The sequence below is a fragment of the uncultured Moraxella sp. genome, from assembly GCF_945873075.1.
Taxonomy (GTDB): domain Bacteria; phylum Pseudomonadota; class Gammaproteobacteria; order Pseudomonadales; family Moraxellaceae; genus Moraxella.
This window is the reverse complement of record NZ_CAMCBS010000002.1, coordinates 36,936-61,773: the sequence shown is the minus strand read 5'-3', so window position 1 is coordinate 61,773 and position 24,838 is coordinate 36,936. Positions and strand designations below refer to the sequence as shown.

Sequence of the window (24,838 nt, the reverse complement as noted above, 5' to 3'; positions counted from 1 at the left end):
GGTTGGATAAATAAAAAGCTTGGCAATGAACGCACTGCCAAGCTTTGATAAAGGCTTTTTATTTACCAATTTGACTGATTTAGCTTATCAGCCACCGATTAGCTGTTGCTTAAACTGCTTAACTTTCGGCGGTTTTTTGGCATTCGCTACTGTCGCACACACCATACAGCACCAGCGAATGACCTGATAGCTTAAAGCCGTGCTCTTCAGCCACTTTAAACTGTTCAGCTTCAATGATTTCGTTATGAAACTCAACAATCTTGCCACAAACATCACACACCAAATGGTCATGATGCTCATCTTGGACGATTTCAAATACCGATAAATTATTCTCAAAATTATGACGCTCAACGATACCTGCTTGCTCAAACTGGGTCAGCACACGATACACCGTCGCCAAACCCACATCTTCGCCCTGCTCCGCCAAGGCACGATAGACATCTTCGGCGCTCATGTGGTGGTGTTCGGCATTTTCAAGCAGTTCAAGAATTTTGATGCGTGGTAGCGTTACCTTCAGTCCTGCTTTGCGCAAATCTTTATTTGTAAAAGCCATAATCAACCCTTAAAAATCTCAAAATATAACAATGTATAGATAAGCCATAATTTACCACAAAAAACGCAATGTTGCACCTTTAAATCGTAACTGCGAGCAAAACATCACGATGAGTTTTACCAAATCATGGATAAGTCTTATAAAAATGTAAAATCAACGCCCAAACTTGCCAAATTTACTTGCATAATCGATGCGTTATGTTTAATATGGTCTGATTAACCGTTTATCCATGGGAGCAACCATGCAAACCACAAAAAAATCAACGCTTTTAAAATTTGCCAGCATCGGATTGGTGGCGATGCTTGCTTTGACAGGCTGTAATGTGTTTCGTGTTTATACCATTGATTTGCCACAAGGTACGCCATTATCTCAAGCACAGGCGGATAAGGTACAAATCGGCATGAACGCCAACCAAGTCCTGTATCTACTTGGCTCACCATCGATGCGTGATACGCTTGCGCCAAACCGCTGGGACTATCTGTATGACTACACCGCAGGCACTGATGGCAAAAGAAAGAAAAAACCGAATGTCAAAGATGCCAGCCAATATCTAAGCATTTATTTTGATAATCAAGGTCGTGTCGTGCGTATTGATGGCAAAGACAGCCTGCCTGCGACTCGTCATTGATTTGATATGTATAAAAAGTCCGCCCTAGAGCGGATTTTTTATAGCGGTTTATAGCCAAGTTTTTTGAGCGTAACTTTGGATTTGGATTTGCGTTTTGCCATCGGATCGATGGTCAAAGCTCGATAAATCTCTACCCGATCACCATCTGTCAGCATGGTATCTAGGCGCACTTTTTGACTATAGATGCCGACATACCATGCCTTATGATTGGGCTCATCGGCTTGATGTTCATCGCACCATGCGCCAAACCATGCAAGCGTATCTTGCGTGTCGCAGTCGCTCATACCGATCGCTTGCATGACAGTTGTGCCTACAGGCACTGACAGCTCTTGATAATACTGCTTGCCATCAGCACTCACATGGCTGATGGCAATCTCAATCATTGTAGCCATTCAAGCACCAATCCCACCACTGCTACCACAATGGCAATCGGCACAATGATACGCACCAGCACACGCCACAGGTTATAACGCATCTCACTATTGAAATTCAGCGCCTTTCTTAGATGACTAATTTTCATCACAAAGCCTGAAAACACCGACAGCAGCAGCACCGCCACTAGGCTTAGCGCAATCAGCGCCATCAATAACGCCTGCACAGGCGCAACGCTCAAAGCCAAAGTCAGCACCAAAGTCGCCACCAAGCCAAGCACCATACCAAAGCGTGCCATCAACTGCATCCCTGCGTAATACAGCATAAATGATGCAATCAACAGCATACCCAGACTTGTCACAATAAACGATGGCAAAGTCACCAAAGCATTACCGGCAAGCAGTGCAAACGCCCCAAAAATCAGCTGAGTAAGCCAAATAGGTACAATAAAGCCTGTCAAAGATTTTTTGGCCTGCATCAGATGCGGTGCAATACTCATCCCGCCAAACCAGTACAGACCGCTACCCACGCCAACGCACAGCAGTGCTAGCACCACCGCCTTTGCCCATTCACCAAGGCTAACATCCGTCATCACAGGCACGCTCACCGAGCTGTCAAACAGGGCAATCATCGAGCCTGCAATGACAAGTAACATCCCCACGGGTAGCAGACGAGCCTTGAGCAAGCTTAAAATCAGTGCCACCACCGACACGCCCGCCGCCACACCAAAGCTTGGTACGCCAATAGTACGACTCATCTCACTAAACTGCGACATCGCACCTGTAGCGATACGAGCACTGATGCTTGATGCAATCAAAATCGCCACCAACACAGACAGCACCGCAAAGCCACGCCAAACAAGGCTGGCATCCGCTTCACGGGTCAGCTTTTGCATCCCTTGCCAAGGTGTCTGCCCCGAGCGAGCCGACAACGCAAATTCAGCAAATAGCACAGGCAGACCGACAACCACCATGGCAATGAACCACAGCACCCAAAAGTCCAACTCTCTGGCCATGTTTGGGGCGATTTGACCAACAAACAACAGTGGCAAACTGCTCGCCACAAAAAAGACCATATAACGATGTAGCATAGTTTTCACCATGAGTAAAAGTTTGTGCTATTTTAGCATTAAATTTGGTCAAGATGTGCAATTGTTCATACTGCCATCTTAAGCCCTATCAATTTAAACCCCATCAATCTTGGCTTACACCAAGCCTGCCAAGACCGTTTTACCGCCCTGCCATCAATAAAAAAACCCCAAACGGGGCTTTTTTGCATTCAGCTTACGATTAGTGAACCGCTGTCAAGAATTCTGATAGAATCTTGATGTCACGATCAGACAGCTTCGATGCGACGATTTGCATCATACCTGGCTCGCCTTTTTTGACTGAGTCATTGGTACGCACTTCCATATCGGTAGCCACTTCATCTTGACGACCTGCAGCACGGAATAGTTTTAGCTGAGTTGCCAAATAAGTCGCATGCTGACCGCCTAGGCGTGGGAATGCGGCAAAGGCATTACCTGCACCTTTTGGATCATGACAGCCTGCACATGGAATCACGCCACGAGTCTTATCACCGCCTAGATATAGCTTAGTTGCTGCAGCATAAGTTGCCTTGTTACCATAGCCTGGTGTCCAAGGCGCTTGATTGGCATAGTAGCCTGCGACATTAGCAAGATCTTGCTGAGTTAGGCCAACCAGCTGCGCCTCCATCACACCATTACGGCGTGCTTTGGTCTTAAAATCCACCAATTGCTTATATAGATATTTGATGTTTTGACCGCCAAGGTTTGGCTGCATTGGCGATGGGCTGACACCGTTCGCACCATGGCAAGCGGCACAGTTCACATCAACAATGACTTTACCTGCTGCGATGTCATAGGCAGGCACAGGATAAGAAGCGCTGGCACTTAGGCTAGCAAGACCAATCCCTGAAGCTAGGGCGATTTTGGCTAAAGTTGCTTTTTTTGCAGGTTTCATATGACAATTTCCTACTAACTTGGCTAAGTCTTGGGTATATGTATAGCGACTGAAATCAATCCAAAATTCAGCGCCAGTTTTCTATTCTAAAACGATTAACAGGATAACCTTCCTAAACTTCTGACTATTATAGCAAGGTTTGGCTAAATTTTCCTACAAAAATTGTGGGTTTGGTAACATTTTTTCAAAAAAAAGATGGATTTTGTCCGTTTTTTGGTCAAAATCCATCCTATCTTTAGTCATCACTACAACAAATCAGCACCATTTGGCATTAACAATCTCATCGGCTGATTTGCTCATGCTCATTTACTCATATAGTCAATCAACTCGGCAAATTCTTTGTCGCTACAAGTTTGGCACAGACCCATCGCAGGCATCTGCGGCATCCCTTGACGAGTGGATTTGACCAAGCCATCCATGCCTTTTTGGGTTTTGAGCTTTTGCCAAACTTGCGTATCGCCTTTTTTTGGCGCAGACAGATTGCCACTGTCATGACAAGCGGCGCAGCTTTTTTGGTAAGTGCTGGCAACATCGGCTGATGCCTGAGCACCAACGCCCACAGCCACGCACAGTAATGTTGCCATTAGGCTTAATTGTTTCACTAAGTTTTCCTTATGCATCGGATGATGACGCTGGTTGGATACCAAAACTTATCACATCTTTTAGCCTTTTATTATCAGCATTTTTCTTGTAATTACAAGCCTAATTTGGTAACTGCTTTTTTGAATGATAGTCATTATTATTAAGCACCATGTGTCAATATCACAACTTTGCCAAACTTTGCCTTTAAAGATGACGCCCTTCGTGGTAAACTTAGCCCAAAATCTTATCAATATTGAACTCATGAACAGCACCGACTATTTAAAAAAAATTCACCAAACCAGTTTTTTGATGTCCGCACCGACTTTCAAGCTCTGCCCTGAAGACAGTGGCTTTGAAGTGGCGTTCGCTGGCCGCTCAAATGCTGGCAAGTCATCCGCCATCAACACCATCACCCACCAAAAACAACTCGCCCGCTCATCCAAGACCCCGGGGCGTACGCAGATGATTAACTTTTTTAAGGTGGGGGCTGATGAAGCTCGCATCGTTGATTTGCCGGGTTATGGCTATGCCGCCGTGCCTGAGAGCATGAAAATCAAGTGGCAAAAAGAGCTAGAAGAATATCTGGTCTCACGCAAATCGTTGGTCGGGCTTGTCTTGATGACTGATATTCGCCATCCGCTTAAGTACTTTGATGAGCAGATGCTCCACTGGGCAAAAGATGGCGGTCTGCCTGTGCACGTGCTATTGACCAAGTCAGATAAGCTAAAGCGTGGCGCTCAAAAAGCTGCCCTACTCGCCACCAAAAAACAGCTACAAGCACTGGATTTACCATTTAGCATTCAGCTATTTTCGGCGCTCAAAAAAGAAGGTATGGATGAGCTTGCGCTTATACTTGGCGAATGGCTACATTTAGCTGAGATTGATAATAAAGCCAAAGCTGATGATGCTACTTCATCAAATGACAACGCTGATATCAGCACTCAGACAGATACTCCATCAGACACTGCCACAACTGACACTCAAGCGGTAACCACCGATGAATAAAGGCGTGCTATACATCGTTGCCACACCGATTGGCAATCTGTCTGACATCACCGCTCGTGCCATCGATACGCTCAAAAGCGTCGATATCATCGCCTGCGAAGATACTCGCACATCAGGTAAATTGTTAAATTATTTTAACATCACTACCCCGACAACCGCCTATCATGAGCACAATGCCGACAGCCAAACCGAGCGATTGATTGACAAACTGCTCGGCGGGCAATCGCTTGCACTCATCAGCGATGCAGGCACGCCACTGGTGTCTGACCCCGGTTTTCGCCTAGTCAAGGCGGCGCATGAGCATGACATCACGGTCGTGCCGATTGTCGGTGCGTGTGCGATGATTGGGGCATTGTCAGCGGCAGGCTTGGCATCGGATAAGTTTAGTTTTATTGGGTTTTTGCCCGCCAAAAGTCATGGCAGACAAAAGACGCTAGAAGCATGGCAAAACCGCACTGAAACGCTGATTTTTTATGAAGCGCCACATCGTATTATCGACAGTCTTGCCGATATGGTGACGGTATTTGGTGCACATCGTGAAGCAACACTTTGCCGTGAATTAACCAAAACTTTTGAAACCATCAAAAAACTGCCACTTGGCGAGTTGCTTGACTTTGTCAAAAATGACGCCAATCAACAAAAAGGCGAAATCGTACTCGTCGTGGCAGGCGCTGATGATACCGAGCAAGAAGTCCAAGACTATGACACATGGCTACTACGCATCGCCCAAGAGCTACCGCCCAAGAAAGCCGCCGCTGTCGTTGCTGATGTCTTGGGGCTCAAAAAATCTGCCGTCTATGATAGACTGCTTGCTCTACAAAACGCATGATATATAATTTAAACTTAATGGTATAAACACAGGAGAATAGTAATGAGCCTAAAAGATACACTCACCGAAGCGGTCAAAACCGCCATGAAAGCCCGTGAAATGGACACCGTCAAAGTCCTACGCAATGTCCAAGCTGCACTCAAAAAAATCGAGATTGACAGCCAAATTGAGCTTGATGATAAAGCGGTGCTTGAGCAACTACAAAAGCAAATCAAACAGCGTCAAGAGTCATTGACCATCTATCAAGCCAATGGCCGTGAAGACTTGGCACAAAAAGAACAGTTTGAAATCACCATCATCGAGCAGTTCCTACCAGCACAGCTGTCTGATGATGAGCTCACTGCCATCATCACCGCAACCATCAGCGAAACTGGTGCGGCTGGCATGAAAGATATGGGCAAAGTGATGAATGCCGTCAAAGAAAAAACCGTCGGTCAAGCTGACCCTGCGGTGATTTCAGGCTTGGTCAAAAAAGCACTGGCAGGTTAATCAATTTTTATCAAAATTGAACAAAACCCACAAAAACAAAAAGTGGCGATATCAATTGCCACTTTTTGTTTGCCTGATGCTTTTGGATAACTTTTTAAATATTTTTATCAGTTAATCAAATATGTTTTGAATTTTATAGACATACTTTGTTCATTAACAGCTAATAGCTATGGCTTAAACTCCTGCGCATCCACAATGGCTTCTTTATCTTTTTTGAGCATGGTCAGCATCATCTTAGTGCGTTCTTGCTCGCCTGCTAGCTGCTCGGCTTGAGCGATGGACTGCAAGGCTGCTTGATATTGCCCTTGCCACAGTGCTTCTTGACTGCGCGCTCTGAGCGCATTGATGGTGGCGATGGTCTTGGCGATGTCATCTTGGGCACTTCTTGCCATCAGCTCATAGGCTTGGGCGGCGTATTGCCACGCCACTAGGTCATTTGAGCCATCTTGGGTGAGTAGCGAGAGTAGGCTATTTGCCTTTTGACCATCGCCATGATGGATATGATAATTGGCAAGCACTAGGCGTAAATCTCGACGCTCGGGATAGATGGCTTGGCATGGCGTGAGTATCTCAATGGCGCTTTGATAGTCTTTTTTGGCAAATGATAGGTGCGATTTGGTCAAGCACACGAGCGTATCAGCGGTGTCAAACGCTACGCCATCAAAGACTTGCTTGGCTTCGTCATGTCGCTGACGGTCTGCCAAATAAGTCGCCAAAGCAAGCTTTGCACCATCGCTTTGGGCAGCATTGGCGACAAGCTCGGTATGCGATGTTTGATTGGTGAGATATTTGATACGCCACACCCAGCGGTCAAATAGCTTGGCTTGGGTTTGCTTGGCGCTCATCATCGGCGCAGGATGGCTAGCTGCTCGGGCATTGGCTTCGCTGAGCCGTTCGGCGGTGAATGGGTGCGACTGCATAAAGCTTGGCATAAAGGCATTTTTGGCTTGGTTGATGTTCAGCTGTCTTTGTAATCGCCCAAAAAATCTTGGCATTGCATAGGCATCATAGCCCGCCTGCACCAAGATTTGCATACCGACACGATCGGCTTCTTTTTCGTGCTCACGGCTGTGTGTGGCGGCGTTTTCAGCGGTGGCTGTCTGTGAGCCTGCCATCGCAAGTAGTGCTGCATCACCCCCTGCTGCCGATGCAGCAATCGCCGCCAACAGACCACCCAGCTGTAGTGCCATCAGTCGTTTATTATTCTCCATGCGGTGTTCATAGTGCTTTTGGCTGATGTGTGCAATCTCATGCGCGATGACGCTCGCCACTTCATCTAGCCCCTGAGCGGATAATATCGTCCCTGTATTCATACCAATCAACCCACCCGGCACGGCAAAGGCATTGATATTCTTATCCATAATCAGTGGCGTGGCATACAGCTGACGAGTACGCACGACGGCATTCATCTCACCAGATAACTGCATTAGCACCTGATTGACCCATGGATCGGTGACGAGAGGTAGCTCACGGTTGATTTGGCGTAATGACCAAGCGGCAATCTGCTCATTGCGATGCACTTCATAAAACCCTGCACCACTCGTCATCGTCGGCAGACTAAAAGCACTCGTCGGCGCCTGCGCCTGTACGGTACTGGTACTTATGCTAAGCACCACGGGCAGCGCCAAGTATAATGAATGGAATCGGTGTTTGGTCAGAAAATTTTTCATATCAATGGCTAAATTCACAAGACAAAATAAACAGAATTATCCTATGATGATTGTACTTGAAAAATAGTACAAATGTATGTCTTATGGACAACTTTTTGTTATTAGCATTGACAAGGCTGTAACATTTTGTCAATATAGGCTACCTTAAGCAACAAATTCTCGCTTAATTTGGTGTATTTTTTAGTTTTATTTTCAAGGATTGTTTATGAAACACCCACTACTTACTCCATCTCGTTTGGCACTTGCTGTTGGTTTGAGTGCATTATTGGCTGCTTGTGGCGGCGAATCAACTGACAAACAAGCTACCCAAAGCACTGCCAAAGCCACTAAAGCCGATGAGCTAACTATCAATAACGGCGCTGAGCCAGAATCTCTAGATCCGCACAAAGTTTCAGGCGTGCCTGAGTCAAATATCCTACGCCAAATGTTCGTCGGTCTGACCACCACCGATCCTGATGGCAAGACAATTCCAGGTATGGCAGAAAGCTGGGAAACCACTGATAACAAGGTCTGGACATTCAAGCTGCGTGATGCCAAATGGTCCAATGGCGATCCTGTGACCGCCCATGACTTTGTGTACTCGATGCGTCGCCTTGGCGATCCTGCGACCGCATCACCGTATGCCACTTATCTAGCAGATGCCAAAGTGGTGAATGCACAAGCCGTCGTCGATGGCAAGGTCAAGCCTGAAGAACTTGGCGTCAAAGCCATCGATGATAAGACACTTGAAATCACCCTATCTGAGCCTGTGCCATATTTCCCTGACATGCTGATTCACACATCAGTCAAGCCTGTAAACCAAAAAGTCATCGAAGCACATGGCGATAAATGGACAGCTCCCGAAAATATCGTCGTCAATGGCCCATATAAGCTAGCCAGCTGGCAGGTCAATGAGCGCATCGTCCTTGAGCGCAACCCACAATACTATGATGATGCCAAGACCACGATCAATAAAGTGACCTTGCTTGCTGTATCAGCATCGACCACCGATGTACAGCGCTACAAGGCAGGCGAGATCGACATCACTTATGATGCACTGCCACCAGAGCAATATGATCAGCTCAAAAAAGATCTGGGCGCAGAAGTCATCGAGCCACCGAAGCTTTGTACTTATTATTATGAGTTCAACCACACCAAAGCACCATTTGATGATGTGCGTGTGCGCAAGGCACTATCTTTGGCACTTGATCGTGACACCATCGTCGATGGCATCCTAAAACAAGGTCAAAAAGTTGCTTATCAATTCACCCCAGAAGCCACCCAAGGTATGAAAAACTTTGAGCCTGAGTGGAAATCTTGGGATAAAGCCAAGCGCATCGAAGAAGCGAAGAAACTCTTGGCTGAAGCTGGTTATAGCGAATCAAACCCATTGAAGTTTGAACTGCTGTACAACACCAACGAACAGCACAAGACTTTGGCGGTGGCAGCAGCGGCATTTTGGAAAGAATCGCTTGGCTTTGTTGAAGTTAATCTAAACAACCAAGAATGGAAAACTTATCTAGAAACTCGCCGTACACAAAAGCATGAGATGGCTCGTGGCGGCTGGTGTGCTGACTACAACGAAGCATCGACTTTCCTAAATACCTTCAAGTCAGATAACTCTAGCAACTATGGCAAATACAACAGCCCTGCCTTTGATCAGCTGATGACACGCACCCTAAGCGGTGATGTCACCCCTGAACAGCGTGCCGATCTGTACGCCCAAGCAGAAGCTGAATTGGATAAAGATTCTGCCACCATCTTTGTATATCAATACACAGCGCCACGCTTGGTCAAGCCATATATCCAAGGCTTCTCAGTCGTTGATCCATTGGGCAACTGGCAAGCCAAAGATCTTAGCATCAAGCAATAATTGGCCAACACTCATCAAGCTTATGGTCGCAACCGTGCGATCGTAAGCTTGATGACATCAATTTTTATCGCCATCAGATAGCGATATTTACTCATCGATCAAGGAAAGACCCATGAAACAAACCCTGTTAAAACCAAGCTTACTTGCGCTCAGCCTAGCCTTAGCACTCAGCGCCTGCTCAAAAGACAGCGCCAAGCCTGCTACCAGTGCTGCCAACCCAACTGGCATCACCATCAATAACGCCAGTGAACCTGAAACGCTCGATCCACACCTAGCTCAAGGCGTCCAAGAAGCCAATATCATCCGTCAGTTCTCAGAAGGCTTAGTCAGCACGGACAATGACGGCAATCTGATTCCGGGTATCGCCACCGAATGGACGACGAGCGATAACAAGGTCTGGACATTCAAGCTGCGCGATGCCAAATGGTCCAATGGTGATCCTGTGACCGCTGATGACTTTGTGTATAGTTTTCGCCGTCTGGTCGATCCTGCCACAGGTTCGTACTACGCCAGCTATCTAGAAGATGCTAAGCTGGTCAATGCCCAAGCCGTCATCGATGGCAAGGTCAAGCCTGAAGAGCTAGGCATCAAGGCGATTGACGATAAGACACTGGAAATCACTCTATCTGAGCCTGTGCCGTATTTTGTGGATATGATGATTCACTCATCAGTACAGCCTGTGCATCGTGCAACGGTGGAGAAATTTGGCGAAAAATGGACAGATCCTGCCAATATCGTCGTCAATGGCGCATATAAGCCAAGCCAATGGGTGATTAACGAAAAAATCGTCCTACAAAAGAACCCAAGCTATTACGATGCGGACAAAGTCAAGCTTGAGAGCCTAACGGTACTACCAATCCCACAAGCCACCACCGATGTACTGCGCTATCAAGCCGGTGAGATCGACATCACCGCAAGCGAACTACCGCCAGAGCAATTTGAACAGCTTAAAAAAGAACATGGCGATGAGCTAAAGACCGCACCGACGCTGTGCACTTATTATTATGACCTAAACCACGAAAAACCACCGTTCAATGATCCAAAGGTACGTCAAGCGCTATCATTGACGCTCGACCGTGAACAAATCGCCGAAAAAGTGATGGGTCAAGGTCAAATTGCGGCATACCAATTCACCCCAACCGCCATCAAAGGTAATCTAAAATACACCCCGGATTGGCAAGCATGGGATAAAGCCAAGCGCATCGAGACCGCCAAACAGCTACTTGCCGAAGCAGGCTATAATGAGTCAAATCCGCTGAATTTTGACCTGCTTTACGACACTAACGAAAGCCATAAGAAAATCGCTGTCGCAGCCAGTAGCCTATGGAAAGACTCGCTTGGCTTTGTCAATGTCAATCTGACCAACCAAGAGTGGAAGTCTTATCTCGACAGCCGCCGTAATGGTAACTATCAAATGGCTCGTGCTCGCTGGTGTGGCGACTACAACGAAGCATCGACTTTCCTAAATCTGCGTAAGTCGAACAACACCAACAACTGGACACGCTATAAGTCAGCGGAATACGATCAAGTGATGGCACAAACTTTGGCGGCAGGTCTATCTGATGCTGATCGCATCAAGCTGTACGAACAAGCCGAGCGCATCATGGATCAGGATCATAGCCAAATTGACATTTTCTACTATGCCAATGTGCGCCTGGTCAAGCCCCGTGTCGGCAACTACGCCAACAAAGATCCACTGGATCAATGGCAAGCCAAATACTGGGTCATCAATCAATAATCCAGAAGCACCGCACAAACAGCCTGCTACCATGCAGGCTGTTTTTTATCGCAGCCTGCAAATGATGATAGATTGCAAAAATTTGCATAATTATCACCAAAACGCTTAAAATGCCCACTTTTTTGGCAGTTTTATTCGATTTTTATGATAATGCCATCGCAAAATATCTCAAATAAATCATAATCATCTTGCAAAGTTTTGATATAATACGAAAATTGTGGTTTGTGTTTACAAACTGGCAAGAATTGATACAGTTTTGATGCAATTCAACATTAAAAAAATGATTATTGCGACTGACTGATATTTTTTGGTTCTGCATTGACCAACCGCACGGCTGTACCCTTTCTTAGACAGCCATCAAATGGAAGTGTTTTGCCTTGGCAAAAAGAGGTTTTTTATGCTCAAGCTCATTATTCGACGCACCTTGGAAGCGATTCCAACGCTACTTTTTCTGATCACCATTTCATTTTTTATGATGCGACTGGCTCCTGGCAGTCCATTCACTGGTGAACGCAATCTACCCCCTGCGGTTCTAGCAAACATCGAAGCTAAATACAATCTCAATGATCCGCTTTGGCTACAATATCTACACTATCTTAAGCAGCTACTGCACGGGGATTTTGGCCCATCGTTCAAATATAAAGACCATACCATCAATGAGCTGCTGATTCAGAACTTACCTGTATCGATTGAGCTTGGCGTCTATGCCTTTATTATCGCTGTCGTCATCGGAGTGACGATGGGTATCATCGCAGCACTCAAGCAAAACAGCGCTTTTGACTATGGTCTGATGACGCTTGCGATGGCTGGCGTGGCGATCCCAAGCTTTGTCAAAGCGCCGCTGATGGTGCTGATTTTTGCAGTGATTTTAAAGTGGTTCCCGGCAGGCGGCTGGAATGATGGCGCCTTTATGAACCTTGTGCTACCGGTGACCGCATTGTCCTTAAGCTATATCGCCAGTATCGCTCGTATCACTCGTGGCTCGATGATTGAGACGATGAACTCTCAGTTTATCCGCACCGCACGCGCCAAAGGCTTGCCACTGCGACACATCGTCATCAAGCACGCCCTGCGCCCTGCATCGCTGCCAGTGATTTCATATCTTGGCCCTGCATTCGTCGGTATCATCACAGGCTCAATCATCATCGAAACCATCTTTGGCCTGCCAGGGATTGGTCAGCTATTTGTCAATGGCGCCTTGAACCGTGATTACAGCTTGGTGCTGAGCTTGACCATTTTGGTGGGTGTCTTGACCATCGTATTCAACGCCATCGTTGATATTTTATACGCGGTCATCGACCCAAAAATCAAATACTAAGCCTGATTGCGATATTTTTATAAGGATTGTTTATGTCTAACATTGCAACGACCACACCAACCACGACCCAAGCCAAAGAAATCAAAGGTCGTAGCCTGTGGCAAGATGCTTGGCGCCGCTTTTCACGCAACAAAGCCGCCTTGGTCAGTGGCTTGGTATTATTATTGATTGGATTATTTGTGACATTTGTGCCGATGTTTGCGCCATTTGGCTATGCCGATACCGACTGGGCAAATATGGCATCAGCACCATCGATGGAAACCAAGCACTATTTTGGTACCGACAACCTTGGTCGTGACCTGTTGGTACGTACTGCTGTCGGTGGTCGCATCTCGCTCATGGTCGGTATCGCTGGTGCATTCGTGGCGGTACTATTTGGCACCATCTATGGCGCAATCTCAGGCTATCTGGGTGGTAAAGTAGATATGCTGATGATGCGTTTTGTTGAAGTGTTAAACGCATTTCCGTTCATGTTCTTTGTGATTTTGCTTGTGACTTTATTTGGTCGTAACATCATCTTTATCTTTGTTGCCATCGGTCTGGTGTCATGGCTTGATATCGCCCGTATCGTGCGTGGTCAAACCTTGAGCCTAAAAAACAAAGAGTTCATCGAAGCGGCTCATGTCGGCGGTGTGTCTGGCTGGAAAATCGTTACCCGTCATATCGTACCGAATGTGCTGGGCGTGGTCGTGGTCTATGCGTCACTGCTAGTACCAAATATGATCATGTTTGAATCTTTCCTAAGCTTTTTGGGTCTGGGCGTTCAAGAGCCGATGACCAGCTGGGGTGCACTACTACAAGAAGGTGCACAGACCATGCAGGTATCGCCATGGCAGCTGATCATTCCATCGATCTTTTTGACCATCACACTGTTTTGTTTTAACTTCTTGGGCGATGGTCTGCGTGATGCGCTGGATCCAAAAGATCGCTAATAGATGACACAGATTTAAGGATATTAACAAGGTGTGGCGATCGTCATACCTTAGGAGAACACCATGGCTTTATTAGAAGTATCAGACCTAAAAGTCAAATTTGCCACCGAAGACGGCTTGGTCACTGCCGTCAATGGACTCAATTTCAAACTCAATCAAGGCGAAACGCTTGGCATCGTCGGCGAATCAGGCTCGGGCAAATCGCAAACCGCCTTTTCGATTCTAGGACTGCTTGCCAAAAACGGTCGCACCGAAGGCTCAATCAAATTCCGTGACAAACAACTGGTCGGAATGCCAGAGCATGAGCTGAACAAAATTCGTGCTAATGAGATCGCCATCATCTTCCAAGATCCGATGACCAGCCTAAACCCATTTATGAAAGTGGGCGATCAGCTGTCTGAAGTCTTGGTGCTACATAAGGGCATGAGCAAGGCCGAAGCGTGGGAAGAATCCATCCGTATGCTCGATGCGGTCAAAATCCCCGAAGCTCGTAAGCGTATCGGTATGTATCCGCATGAGTTCTCGGGCGGTATGCGTCAGCGTGTGATGATCGCGATGGCGCTACTGTGCCGTCCAAAGCTACTGATCGCTGACGAACCGACCACTGCACTTGATGTCACCGTGCAAGCACAGATTATGGCACTACTAAACGACCTAAAGCGTGACTTTGACACCACCATCATCATGATTACCCATGACCTAGGCGTTGTGGCAGGCACTTGTGATCGCATCCTAGTGATGTATGCTGGTCGTACGATGGCATATGGCAAGACCGAAGAGATTTTTTATAATCCGACGCATCCATACACCATCGGTCTGCTCGGTGCTGTGCCACGCCTAGATAATGACAATGAGCGTCTCACCACCATTCCTGGTAACCCGCCAAACCTACTGAACCTACCAGTCGGCTGTCCATTTGTTGAGCGTTGCCAATACGCCATGGACATCTGCCACAGCACACCGCCTGAGCTACAATTCTTGCCGAATGAGCGTCAGCGCGCCTGCCACTGGAAGCACCCAAATCTACCTGTAGGAGAATAATGCATGAGTACCCCACTATTACAAGTTCGCGATGTACAAACGCATTTTGACATTCATAAAAAAGGTGCGTTCTTTTGGCAAAAGCCTGCCACCCTAAAAGCCGTCAATGGCGTGTCATTTGACCTAAAAGCAGGTGAAACCTTAGGCGTGGTCGGTGAATCAGGCTGTGGTAAATCGACACTGGCTCGCACCATCATTGGTCTGGTCAAAGCCAAATCAGGCAGTATTTTGTTTGATGGTGAAGAATTGGTCGGCTTATCTGAAAAAGGCTGGAAGAAAAAACGCCAAGAAATTCAGATGATTTTCCAAGATCCGTTGGCGTCATTAAACCCCCGCATGACCGTCGGTGATATCATCGCCGAGCCACTACGCACCTATCACCCTGAGCTTGGCAATGAAGAGATTGGCAAGCGTGTGCGTGAGATGATGAAAAAAGTGGGTCTGTTGCCCAATGTCATCAACCGCTATCCACATGAGTTCTCAGGCGGTCAGTGTCAGCGTATCGGTATCGCTCGTGCGCTCATTCTACGCCCAAAGCTGATCATCTGTGATGAGCCAGTATCGGCGCTCGATGTATCGATTCAGGCGCAGGTGATTAACCTACTCCAAGAAGTCCAAGAAGAAATGGGCTTGGCACTGATTTTCATCGCCCACGATCTATCTGTCGTCAAGCACATCTCAGATCGTGTATTGGTGATGTATCTGGGCAATGCTGTCGAAGTCGGCACTGACACCGCCGTGTATGACAAGCCAACACATCCATACACCCAAGCACTGATGTCGGCCGTGCCGCTGCCCGATCCAGAGCTTGAGCGCACCAAAGAAGTGCAGCTACTCGAAGGCGATCTACCAAGCCCAATCAATCCGCCATCAGGCTGTGTGTTCCGCACTCGCTGTCCAAAAGCCACCGATGCTTGTGCCCAGACCAAGCCAAGCCTTGCTGGTAATGACGATCATCAAGTGGCGTGCTTACATGCGCAGGTGTAAGTTAAGATAATAAAAATCGGCTTAGTGATTAAGCCGATTTTTTGTATCTACTATATATTTAGCAGAGCATGGTTTACAATTGCACTACCGTCACGCCGACATCACGGTTATTTTCCATACCTATGAGAGCATCAATAGACGCTTCCAAATCGATCGTCCTGCCAATCAGCTTCTCAGGCGCCAAGCGACCCGACTGAATCAGCGTCATCATATCATCATAGCGATGCGCCTGCATACCATGACTACCGATAATCTCAAGCTCATTGGCAATCACACGACCCATCGGGATTGGTGGTAGGCTATGAGTGCCCAGCATGAGTCCAACTTGGATATGCTTGCCAAGTTTGCGCAAGCTATTGATGGAGTTAACACAAGTTGCTGTCGCACCCAGTGCATCTATCGATGCGTGCGCACCGCCACTGGTCAAATCACGAACCACTGCGCCCACATCTTCAACACCTGTGGCATTGAGGCAGATGGCAGCACCCAGTGATTTTGCCAATGCCAGTTTATCTTCTTGGACATCGATAGCGATGACATTAGCACCTGCCGCCACAGCAATCATAATCGCTGACAAACCCACGCCACCGCAACCATGCACACACAGCCATTGTCCAGCTTTGATTTTGGCTTGATCAATCACCGCACGATACGAAGTTACAAAGCGACAGCCCAAGCTTGCCGCCGTGGTAAAATCCATCGTCTGTGGCAGATGTACTAGATTTAGATCTGCATGATGAACCGCCACCAGTTCGGCGAACGACCCCCAATGCGTAAACCCTGGCTGCGACTGATGATCACATACCTGTTGATTACCCGAATGACAGCTCGGACAATCCCCACAGCCTGCCACAAAGGGCACCGTCACTCGATCACCAACTGCAAACCGCTTAACATTCTTGCCCACAGCGGCAATCACCCCCGCAAACTCATGTCCTGGCACATGCGGCAAGATAATATCACTATCATGCCCCACAAATCCATGCCAATCACTGCGACATACGCCAGTTGCCTTGACTTCGATGACTACGCCATCGTCATGCACGATAGGATCGGTTACGCTTTGTATGGTTGGGCGTTTGCCAAATTGTTCTATGACGACTGCTTTCATAAGACACTCCTTGTGTAACTGTTGATGCCATACAAATTCTATGGCAAAAAATAGGCGAATTGATCGTTTTAATTGTAGTCAATTTCATCTTACTACACAAGCAATTCATCTTGACAAATACCTTGATAAATCAAGTTTTGCCCTTATAAAAATCCCAATCACTCAAATCTATTGCCAAAATTAAGACAATACCCATGACAAGCCCTATCTTTGATTTTTTAGACACACCCGACCAAACAGAGCTATCAGCACAGCTGACTGAACAGTTGCATCAAGCCACCTTGCCACTAGATACGGTGACGGTATTTTTTGACGCACGCAATCTACCTTGCCCGATGCCATTACTCAAAGCCAAGCTTACCCTACGCTCGGTCGCCGATGGCAAGGCACTGTATCTGATTGCTACGGACAAAAATTCTCAGCACGACTTGGTGGCATTTTGCCAAAAAAACGGCTACACCGTCCATGCATGGCAAAGCGAGCAGGCTGATGCGATGATTTATCATTTTATTATCAAAAAACCTTAATTAATTATATTAAGTATCTAAAAATTGCCACAAACTTTGCTGATTGTAAAATTTATAAAACAACCACATCTAACACTAGCCACGACCGCCAATTTGCCGTACAATACAAAGCAATGAATAACAAAATTTAGTGGAAACAATGGCACCAAGAAACCGACACGATGACTATCACGATGATTATGATGGTCACAGCTATGATAATTATGACGACGGCTATGATGAAGATTATGCCGATTATGAAGATGTGCTTGATGATGAACTCATCGGCGAGCTCGATGATTTTGACGAGACGCTGATTGATGACATCGATGACTTGGACGAATCAGCCACCCAACTCATCAACAAACGCCCACAAATCATCGATCATGGCGATACCGACAAGCACAGCATCCCGACCAAAGAGCTTGTGCCTGCGATGCCAACGCACCTAGCCGCGCCGGGGGTCAATCTCGGTGCGTATATCAATACCGTGCACCAAATCCCCATTCTCACCCCAGAGCAAGAGCAAGAGCTCGCCCTACGCTACTACAATGATGGCGATGTCGAAGCGGCGCGCCTGCTTGTCATGAGCCACCTACGCTTTGTGATTCATATCGCACGCAGTTACTCAGGCTATGGACTCTCCCAAGCCGACCTGATCCAAGAAGGCAATCTGGGTCTGATGAAAGCGGTCAAGCGTTTTGATCCCAATAAAGGCGTGCGATTGGTCAGCTTTGCGGTGCATTGGATCAAGGCCGAGATTCACGAGTTTGTCATCAAAAACTGGCGTATCGTCAAAGTCGCCACCACTAAGGCGCACCGTAAGCTGTTTTTTAATTTAAGAAGTCTTAAAAAATCCAGCAATCAGCTGACACTCGAAGAAGCCACCGCCATCGCCAATGATCTGAATGTCACTGTCAAGCAAGTGCTTGAGATGGAATCACGGCTCACCAGCTACGATGCGTCCTTTGAAGCACAGGATTCGGATGATGAAGATGGGCGTTATGCACCGCAGTTATTCTTAGAAGATGCTGCCGACCCTGCCGACATGGTCGAAGAAGCCGACTGGGAAGAGAACACCACCAACGCCCTAAAAGATGCGATGGACAGTCTTGATGACCGCTCACGAGACATCATCACTCAGCGATGGCTCGCCGACCAAAAATCCACCTTGCATGAGCTGGCTGCGGTGTACAATATCTCCGCCGAACGAGTCCGCCAAATCGAAAAAAATGCAATGGATAAAATCAAAGAAGCCATCACGCTTGACCGTATGATTTTGGAAAATGACTAAACAATAACCATCATCCGCTTGGACAAGCTTATCAAGCTACAAGCGGATGATTCACAGATGATATGATGATGAACTGGCTAAAAATCGCAGCACTGAATCTTGCCATAGGCGTGGGTCTTGGGGCGTTTGGCGCACATGGGCTCAAAAAATTTGCCGACAGCTATGCCATCGACATTTGGCAGACAGCTACCTTATATCTGTTCGTGCACGCCTTGGGACTACTTGCCATTGGTGTATTGCACACGGTGAGCCAATACCGTGCCGATAAGTCTGCCTATCTGATGCAAGGCGGTATCGTGATTTTTAGCGGTAGCCTGTATGCGATGGCATTGGGTGCGCCCAAATGGCTTGGTGCGATTACACCGATTGGCGGGACGCTGTTTATCGTAGCATGGCTATTGCTTGCTTTTGGTCGTCATACTGTTAAGCATTGATAAACAATTATCTTGTATAAATCAAACCATCAGATAACAAAAACGGATTTCTTTATGACACAGTTACTACTAAACGGACAAGCGATTGAAACGACAGCCGCCACCGTGCTTGAGCTACTGACCGCACAAGGATTGACCCAAGGACGCTTTGCCGTCGAAATTGATGGGCTACTCGTGCCAAAATCTCGCCTAGCTGATACCGCTCTTAGCAATGGCATGACCATCGAAGTGGTGCAGGCTGTGGGTGGTGGCTGATGGCACTTATTAGCCCGATTAAATAAAAATACCCAATGATTATCACAGCCTGTTAGTAATAAAATGACAATCATTGGGTATGCTTGTACTATCGCATATCAAGCAGGCTTTTGCAAGCTGTTTTTAACTTGTTTTATACTTGGTTTGTGCTTTGCGATTTTTTCTTGGATTTTAATCAAAGAAAGCCAAACCATAAAAGCCCAAAAAACCCATCACCTACCGACACCACAGACACCACAGGGACGAGCCATGACCACCATCCGTATCGCCAGCATTCAGCTGAACAGCCAAACCGATATCGACGCCAACCTTAACATCATCACCCACGCCATCGGTGATGCCGCCTTGCATGGTGCTCGGCTGATTGTCCTGCCTGAGAATGCTTGCGTCATGGGTCGCCAAAGTGAGCTTGCCGATAGATTTGATGAAATTTGTCAATTTTATCAATCACTTGCAAAGACTCATGGCGTACATATCCTAGCAGGTACACTGCCTTGCCCCACCAGACCCAGCGGCACAGCCGTCGCCCATGATAAGGTACGACAGGTGAGCCTACTCATCGACGACACAGGCGCTATCAAGGCACGCTATGATAAAATTCATCTGTTTCGTGCCACCGTCGATGATGCCACAGGCAATTATGATGAAGGCAAGACCTTTGAAGCGGGTGATAAGCTTGTTGTCGCTGACTGCACCATCGATGGCGTGGCGGTGGGCATTGGCATGATGATTTGCTTTGATGTCAGATTTCCTGCGCTAGCACAGCGGCTACGCCAAATGGGTGCGGACATCATCACCGTGCCTGCGGCGTTCACTTATCAGACGGGCAAGGCACATTGGCAACTGCTACTCCAAGCCCGTGCTCTAGATAGTCAGTGCCTAGTCGTCGGCTCGGCACAAGGCGGCAGCCATCACATCGGCACAAGCACACGAGAGACTTGGGGGCATTCGTTGGTGGTAGATGCTAGTGGCAAAGTGGTGGCAGACAGTGGCACGACCGACATCGGCACTGATGGCTATGCGGTGGTGTATGCCGAATTTGACCCCGCCAAGCAAGCCAAAATCCGCCAAGCGATGCCGATTTTTGACTGTCATCGCTTGGGCGCTTAACTCATCTGCCCTTATTGATTGGAACTTTACCATGAAAGCTTATCCGTTTTATCTGATCAATGTCTTTGCCGAAAGTCATTTTGGTGGCAATCCTTTGGCGGTCTTTCCCCATGCCGATGGGCTAACTGACGAGCAAATGCAGGCGATTGCCAAGCAGTTTAATCTATCCGAGACGGTGTTTATTCATCCACCGACAGACAGGCATGGCGTATCGGCGGCGGCTGATTTACGCATTTTTACGCCAAATTATGAATTGCCACTGGCAGGTCATCCGACGCTTGGCAGTGCGTTTATTTTAAAAAAGTTATACAATCTACCATCATCATTTACCACCAATACCCAAGCCAAGCCTGTGCAAATCCACATTAATGATGATACCGTGCAAATGGCAGTCGCAGGGTTTGAAGTTCATAATATCACCAATTATAGTTCAGCACTACATGATATTTGTGGACTTGCACCCAGTCACATCGTGGACACGGGGTATTTTGTCAATGCAGGGACTTTGCAGTTTTTATTACAAGTAGATAGCCCATCAGCACTGCATTCTGCCAAAATCAATCTTAATAACTTACAACAATTATTCATCAACCACCCTTGCGCTAATGGCTATGAACCGTCGATTTATTTATGGGCACAGGATGATAATGATGATAGTGTAGTTTATGCAAGAATGTTTGCCAAAGAAGGTGATGTTATCAGCGAAGACAGCGGTACAGGTTCGGCGTGTGCCAATTTGGGGGCGTATTTTATTCAACAAAATCAATATCCTATCGCCAAAACCATCCATCAAGGCGATGATATGGGACGACCCAACCGCCTGACGCTCAAAGTCGATGACGAGCAGACGATTTTTGTCGGTGGGCGTGTGGTGCAAGTTGCCCAAGGTGAGTTTTTGGTATAAGTTTTTGGGTGTAGATAGATAAATTTAACGACTTATTACACCAAGCCCAATCTGCCATCAACACAGCCATCAATCCGACCACGCCATCTTAAGCACACTTGCCACCACCCACGGCGTCACAAGCACAGCGATGATACTGCCTGCTGCCATCAGCGCCAATGTCGGTAAGCCATTGAGCCCCGTAGCGTGCAAATCCACCGCACCGGTAGCAAAAATCAGCACCGGCAGCTGCATCGGTAGTGCAATCAGCGGCACTAAGATAGCGCCATTTTTGAGTGTCAAAGTCAGACTGCTAGCAATCGCCGACAACGCAAGCAGTAGCGGTGAGCCGACGATGATGGATAAAGCCAGCACAAGCGCATCACCGGTCGCCATGCCAAACAGTACAATCACAAGCAATGATAACAACGCCACCACGCCTGCACTAAACAGCCAATGCACCATCAGCCGAGCCAGTACCCACAGCATCAGCGGTGCTTTGGTGACGACCATCTGCGCAAGCGTGCCATTGTCAAACTCACCACGGAACAAATCATCCACACCAATCACAAGCGCAATCAGCGCAGCAATCCACACCGCCGATGGCGCAAGGCGAAGTAGCAGATTTGGCTCACTGCCGATGGCAAGCGGAAACAAAGTGATGATGAGCAAAAACAGCACCAAAGGAAATAGCCACTGCACCGCCCCTTGGCGTTTGATTTGCCATTCACGCTGTAGCATGGTCATAAACGCTTGGTTCATCATAAGGCAAACTCCGCCAAATCCAAAGTGCAGTTGGTTGCGTGCGTCGCCTGATGGCTAGTCATCAGTACCGCACCGCCATCACGGGCGAACTGCCCGATACGAGCTTCAAGCCGTGCCACCATCGCCACATCAAGCGCTGTCAATGGCTCATCGAGTAGCCAAAATGGTGCATCTGTCGCATCCAGTACAAACAACCGAGCCAAACCGACACGACGCATCTGCCCTACCGACAGCTGAACGCTTGAGACATCCGCCAAGCCTTGCAAGCCCACTTGCTCAAGCGCCCCTTCAAGCACCTCATCATCCGCCTGCACGCCGTACAAGGATAACAAAAACCGCAGATTTTGCCCCACTGTCAAAGCCGAGCTAATCCCAAGCTGATGCGACACATACACGCACGCCCCATTTATGGTGGCCGACCCTGTCATGATGGGTAGCAAGCCTGCAATCTGCGACATCAAGGTCGTCTTGCCCAGACCATTCTCGCCAATCAGATGGCAAATATCCCCCGAGTACAGCGTCAAATCCACACCTTGACACAGCAAAAAATCACCCCGCTGCACAGCCATCTGCTCTAGGGATAAAATCGGCTCGCCTGCACTTGGTTTGGTGATATTTGACGATAAAGTCGCGACAGTCATGAAGTTTATTACCACAAAAATTTATCCGCTATCATACCAAAAAACCACATCAAAAGCTAAAAAAGCACGCAATCATCACAGATTTTACAAAAAAAATTTGGCAAATCCGCCCCTTGATAAGATGCTGATGGTAGTTTGATTGGCACTTTGGTAGAATTTTTGGTATGCTAAGCATCCAAAACACAGCACCATGACGATGATGAAATTATTAAAAAAACTAAAACAACTGCTCAATCTAGATACACCACAGGATGATGCACCCAAGCCAATCAGCGAGCCTGCACTGCCTGATACGGACAGCCAACTGCCAAATGCCAAGCCAAACCCAAGCACGCTTGAGCATCTACCCATCACATCCGCCATCGCCGAGTGGCTCAATCAGCACGGCTGGCAGCTTGAGCATCGCCCATCAGATGCCTATGGCATGATGCCAAGCGGTGTTGCGCAGGTGCATCACTTGATTGTGCCTTTTGGGGGTGGTGGGGATGAGTGGACTTGTGTGTTTCGGATTAATGAACGCACCAAGCTTGTGTCTGTGTTTGGCGTCTTAACCGATGTCGTGCCACTGTCCCACTATGCGCCGATGATGATGGCGATAGCGATGGCAAATCTTGGCATCCCGTTTGGCAATCTTGAGATGGACCCGACCGATGGCGAAGTGCGTGCCAAAGTCAGCTTTGATGCGGAATTTACCAATCTTGACGACCATACACTGGATTGCTATTTGCAAGGTGTGGCAAGCCTAACCGAACTTGCCCAAAAGCTGTATCACGATGTGATGAGCGAACAAGAGCCCAGCCCGATTGTGCTGGATTATCTCAATGCGCCTTTTACATCCAATGACACTCATGATGAGACATCTGGACAATTTTTTGAGCCGACACAGCAATATCAATAAGTTATTCTAAATTATAAAAATCCATCATCTATGTTCAAAATCGCCCACTCGCCCATCTTTTGTCATGCTGTGCCCGAAGGTCATCGCTTCCCGATGGCAAAGTATGAAAAGCTACCACAGAAACTGATTGCCGATGGTATTGCTACGCCCAGTCAGTTTTTTGAGCCGCCGATGGCGACGGTGGATGAGATTTTGACCACGCATACACCCGACTATTGGCACGCCCTAGACACGCTGACCTTACCTGCCAAAGACTGCCGTAAAATCGGTCTGCCTATGAGTCAAGCACTCATCGACCGTGAACGGTTCGTCGTCGGTGCGACCATCGCCTGCGCCAAGCACGCCCTGATAAATGGTATCGCCCTATCGACATCTGGTGGTACGCACCATGCCTTTGCTGATAGCGGAGAAGGGTTTTGTATCCTAAATGATGTCTGCGTGGCGAGCAATGTGCTACTTAGAGATGGACTTGCCAAACGCATCTTAATCCTAGACCTAGATGTCCATCAAGGCAATGGCAATGCAGCCATCATGGCGGACAATCCTTCAGTATTTGTCTTTAGTATGCATGGCGAGAAAAATTATCCTTATCATAAGCCAAAATCCGACCTAGATATCGCCCTAACAGACGGCACAGGTGATGATAAATATTTAAAATTATTAAACTATCATCTGCCAAAGGTGCTCGATGAGTTCTGCCCTGATTTTGTGTTTTATCAAGCGGGGGTGGATGTGCTGGCTGATGACAGACTTGGACGCATTAACCTGTCTATGGACGGACTTATCCAAAGAGAACAATTTGTCATCGAAACGCTCCACAATAACAAGCTACCAACAGTGGTTACGATGGGTGGTGGCTATGCCCCTGATATTGATATTATTGTGCGGGGACATAGTGTGGTGTTTGGGGTGGTTGGTGGATTATTGTAAAATCATGGCTCACTTCCAATAAAAATGGGCATA

The 24,838-nt window shown here is 47.5% G+C and carries 27 protein-coding genes; 18 read left to right on the top strand and 9 right to left on the bottom strand.

Annotated features, from left to right (window positions below; genetic code table 11):
- Window positions 1–118: 118 nt before the first annotated feature.
- Window positions 119–553, bottom strand: coding sequence for a ferric iron uptake transcriptional regulator (gene fur / locus Q0N89_RS00970; RefSeq protein ID WP_294032946.1), 435 nt, complete (start codon window positions 551–553; stop codon window positions 119–121).
- Window positions 554–794: 241 nt separating this feature from the next.
- Here fur and Q0N89_RS00965 point away from each other — a divergent pair, with 241 nt between their 5' ends.
- The gene (locus Q0N89_RS00965; protein WP_294032945.1) at window positions 795–1,181 is read left to right on the top strand and encodes an outer membrane protein assembly factor BamE; all 387 of its coding nucleotides are present in this window, start codon (window positions 795–797) and stop codon (window positions 1,179–1,181) included.
- Between the two features lie 38 nt (window positions 1,182–1,219).
- Here Q0N89_RS00965 and Q0N89_RS00960 read toward each other — a convergent pair whose 3' ends face one another.
- The 4 genes from Q0N89_RS00960 to Q0N89_RS00945 all read right to left on the bottom strand — a co-directional run bounded on the left by Q0N89_RS00960 (window position 1,220) and on the right by Q0N89_RS00945 (window position 4,137).
- Entirely contained in the window at window positions 1,220–1,573 is a 354-nt protein-coding gene (locus Q0N89_RS00960; protein WP_294032944.1) for an RnfH family protein, read from the bottom strand.
- Entirely contained in the window at window positions 1,561–2,643 is a 1,083-nt protein-coding gene (locus Q0N89_RS00955; protein ID WP_294032943.1) for a hypothetical protein, read from the bottom strand. Before Q0N89_RS00955 ends, Q0N89_RS00960 begins: the two co-directional genes overlap by 13 nt.
- A gap of 199 nt (window positions 2,644–2,842) precedes the next feature.
- Window positions 2,843–3,535 carry a c-type cytochrome gene (locus Q0N89_RS00950; protein WP_294032942.1) on the bottom strand — a complete coding sequence of 231 codons (693 nt, stop codon included), beginning with the start codon at window positions 3,533–3,535 and terminating at the stop codon, window positions 2,843–2,845.
- Window positions 3,536–3,837: 302 nt separating this feature from the next.
- A complete protein-coding gene (locus Q0N89_RS00945; RefSeq protein ID WP_228143770.1) occupies window positions 3,838–4,137 on the bottom strand; it encodes a c-type cytochrome in 300 nt (99 codons plus the stop codon).
- Between the two features lie 241 nt (window positions 4,138–4,378).
- On the opposite strand from Q0N89_RS00945, the gene yihA reads away from it, so the two are divergent.
- Genes yihA through Q0N89_RS00930 form a run of 3 tightly spaced genes read left to right on the top strand, consistent with a single transcriptional unit; the run spans window position 4,379 to window position 6,440 of the window.
- Window positions 4,379–5,122, top strand: a complete 744-nt coding sequence (gene yihA, locus Q0N89_RS00940) for a ribosome biogenesis GTP-binding protein YihA/YsxC (protein ID WP_294032941.1) — start codon at window positions 4,379–4,381, stop codon at window positions 5,120–5,122.
- Complete coding sequence (gene rsmI, locus Q0N89_RS00935) at window positions 5,115–5,951, top strand: 16S rRNA (cytidine(1402)-2'-O)-methyltransferase (RefSeq protein WP_294032940.1); 837 nt, start codon at window positions 5,115–5,117, stop codon at window positions 5,949–5,951. The genes yihA and rsmI overlap by 8 nt, the downstream gene beginning before the upstream one ends.
- A 42-nt stretch (window positions 5,952–5,993) precedes the next feature.
- Window positions 5,994–6,440 carry a GatB/YqeY domain-containing protein gene (locus Q0N89_RS00930; protein WP_078254446.1) on the top strand — a complete coding sequence of 149 codons (447 nt, stop codon included), beginning with the start codon at window positions 5,994–5,996 and terminating at the stop codon, window positions 6,438–6,440.
- 167 nt (window positions 6,441–6,607) lie between these two features.
- Here the strand turns inward: Q0N89_RS00930 and Q0N89_RS00925 are convergent, their stop codons facing one another.
- Entirely contained in the window at window positions 6,608–8,110 is a 1,503-nt protein-coding gene (locus Q0N89_RS00925; protein WP_294032939.1) for a M48 family metalloprotease, read from the bottom strand.
- A 205-nt stretch (window positions 8,111–8,315) separates the two neighbouring features.
- Here Q0N89_RS00925 and Q0N89_RS00920 point away from each other — a divergent pair, with 205 nt between their 5' ends.
- The 6 genes from Q0N89_RS00920 (at window position 8,316) to oppF (ending at window position 15,978) form a co-directional block, all read left to right on the top strand.
- Window positions 8,316–9,962, top strand: a complete 1,647-nt coding sequence (locus Q0N89_RS00920) for an ABC transporter substrate-binding protein (protein WP_294032938.1) — start codon at window positions 8,316–8,318, stop codon at window positions 9,960–9,962.
- 112 nt (window positions 9,963–10,074) lie between these two features.
- Window positions 10,075–11,700, top strand: coding sequence for an ABC transporter substrate-binding protein (locus tag Q0N89_RS00915; protein WP_294032937.1), 1,626 nt, complete (start codon window positions 10,075–10,077; stop codon window positions 11,698–11,700).
- Between the two features lie 397 nt (window positions 11,701–12,097).
- Window positions 12,098–13,018 carry an oligopeptide ABC transporter permease OppB gene (gene oppB / locus Q0N89_RS00910; protein WP_294032936.1) on the top strand — a complete coding sequence of 307 codons (921 nt, stop codon included), beginning with the start codon at window positions 12,098–12,100 and terminating at the stop codon, window positions 13,016–13,018.
- A 32-nt stretch (window positions 13,019–13,050) separates the two neighbouring features.
- Window positions 13,051–13,950 (top strand): oligopeptide ABC transporter permease OppC, encoded by a 900-nt coding sequence (gene oppC / locus Q0N89_RS00905; RefSeq protein ID WP_294032935.1) that lies wholly within the window; start codon window positions 13,051–13,053, stop codon window positions 13,948–13,950.
- 63 nt (window positions 13,951–14,013) lie between these two features.
- Window positions 14,014–14,991: an oligopeptide ABC transporter ATP-binding protein OppD gene (oppD, locus tag Q0N89_RS00900; protein ID WP_294032934.1), complete on the top strand. Its 978-nt coding sequence runs from the start codon at window positions 14,014–14,016 to the stop codon at window positions 14,989–14,991.
- 3 nt (window positions 14,992–14,994) lie between these two features.
- Window positions 14,995–15,978 (top strand): murein tripeptide/oligopeptide ABC transporter ATP binding protein OppF, encoded by a 984-nt coding sequence (oppF, locus tag Q0N89_RS00895; protein WP_294032933.1) that lies wholly within the window; start codon window positions 14,995–14,997, stop codon window positions 15,976–15,978.
- A 73-nt stretch (window positions 15,979–16,051) separates the two neighbouring features.
- Here oppF and Q0N89_RS00890 read toward each other — a convergent pair whose 3' ends face one another.
- Window positions 16,052–17,089, bottom strand: a complete 1,038-nt coding sequence (locus Q0N89_RS00890; protein WP_294032932.1) for a zinc-dependent alcohol dehydrogenase family protein — start codon at window positions 17,087–17,089, stop codon at window positions 16,052–16,054.
- A gap of 194 nt (window positions 17,090–17,283) precedes the next feature.
- On the opposite strand from Q0N89_RS00890, the gene Q0N89_RS00885 reads away from it, so the two are divergent.
- The 6 genes from Q0N89_RS00885 to Q0N89_RS00860 all read left to right on the top strand — a co-directional run bounded on the left by Q0N89_RS00885 (window position 17,284) and on the right by Q0N89_RS00860 (window position 21,592).
- Window positions 17,284–17,616, top strand: coding sequence for a sulfurtransferase TusA family protein (locus tag Q0N89_RS00885; RefSeq protein WP_294032931.1), 333 nt, complete (start codon window positions 17,284–17,286; stop codon window positions 17,614–17,616).
- A 415-nt stretch (window positions 17,617–18,031) separates the two neighbouring features.
- On the top strand, window positions 18,032–18,889 hold the full coding sequence (gene rpoH / locus Q0N89_RS00880) for an RNA polymerase sigma factor RpoH (RefSeq protein WP_211271266.1): 858 nt from the start codon (window positions 18,032–18,034) through the stop codon (window positions 18,887–18,889).
- Window positions 18,890–18,954: 65 nt separating this feature from the next.
- Window positions 18,955–19,323 carry a DUF423 domain-containing protein gene (locus tag Q0N89_RS00875; protein WP_294032930.1) on the top strand — a complete coding sequence of 123 codons (369 nt, stop codon included), beginning with the start codon at window positions 18,955–18,957 and terminating at the stop codon, window positions 19,321–19,323.
- A gap of 54 nt (window positions 19,324–19,377) precedes the next feature.
- Window positions 19,378–19,578, top strand: coding sequence for a sulfur carrier protein ThiS (gene thiS, locus Q0N89_RS00870; RefSeq protein WP_294032929.1), 201 nt, complete (start codon window positions 19,378–19,380; stop codon window positions 19,576–19,578).
- A gap of 249 nt (window positions 19,579–19,827) precedes the next feature.
- Complete coding sequence (locus tag Q0N89_RS00865) at window positions 19,828–20,688, top strand: carbon-nitrogen hydrolase family protein (protein ID WP_294032928.1); 861 nt, start codon at window positions 19,828–19,830, stop codon at window positions 20,686–20,688.
- Window positions 20,591–21,592, top strand: coding sequence for a PhzF family phenazine biosynthesis protein (locus tag Q0N89_RS00860; RefSeq protein ID WP_367178541.1), 1,002 nt, complete (start codon window positions 20,591–20,593; stop codon window positions 21,590–21,592). The genes Q0N89_RS00865 and Q0N89_RS00860 overlap by 98 nt, the downstream gene beginning before the upstream one ends.
- A gap of 69 nt (window positions 21,593–21,661) precedes the next feature.
- Here Q0N89_RS00860 and Q0N89_RS00855 read toward each other — a convergent pair whose 3' ends face one another.
- Both Q0N89_RS00855 and ccmA read right to left on the bottom strand, forming a co-directional pair.
- The gene (locus Q0N89_RS00855) at window positions 21,662–22,336 is read right to left on the bottom strand and encodes a heme exporter protein CcmB (protein WP_294032927.1); all 675 of its coding nucleotides are present in this window, start codon (window positions 22,334–22,336) and stop codon (window positions 21,662–21,664) included.
- Window positions 22,333–22,977 (bottom strand): heme ABC exporter ATP-binding protein CcmA, encoded by a 645-nt coding sequence (gene ccmA / locus Q0N89_RS00850; RefSeq protein WP_294032926.1) that lies wholly within the window; start codon window positions 22,975–22,977, stop codon window positions 22,333–22,335. Before ccmA ends, Q0N89_RS00855 begins: the two co-directional genes overlap by 4 nt.
- Window positions 22,978–23,176: 199 nt before the next feature.
- Here ccmA and Q0N89_RS00845 point away from each other — a divergent pair, with 199 nt between their 5' ends.
- Complete coding sequence (locus Q0N89_RS00845) at window positions 23,177–23,875, top strand: hypothetical protein (protein WP_294032925.1); 699 nt, start codon at window positions 23,177–23,179, stop codon at window positions 23,873–23,875.
- A gap of 30 nt (window positions 23,876–23,905) precedes the next feature.
- Window positions 23,906–24,805 carry a histone deacetylase gene (locus tag Q0N89_RS00840; protein ID WP_294032924.1) on the top strand — a complete coding sequence of 300 codons (900 nt, stop codon included), beginning with the start codon at window positions 23,906–23,908 and terminating at the stop codon, window positions 24,803–24,805.
- Window positions 24,806–24,838 lie beyond the last annotated feature (33 nt).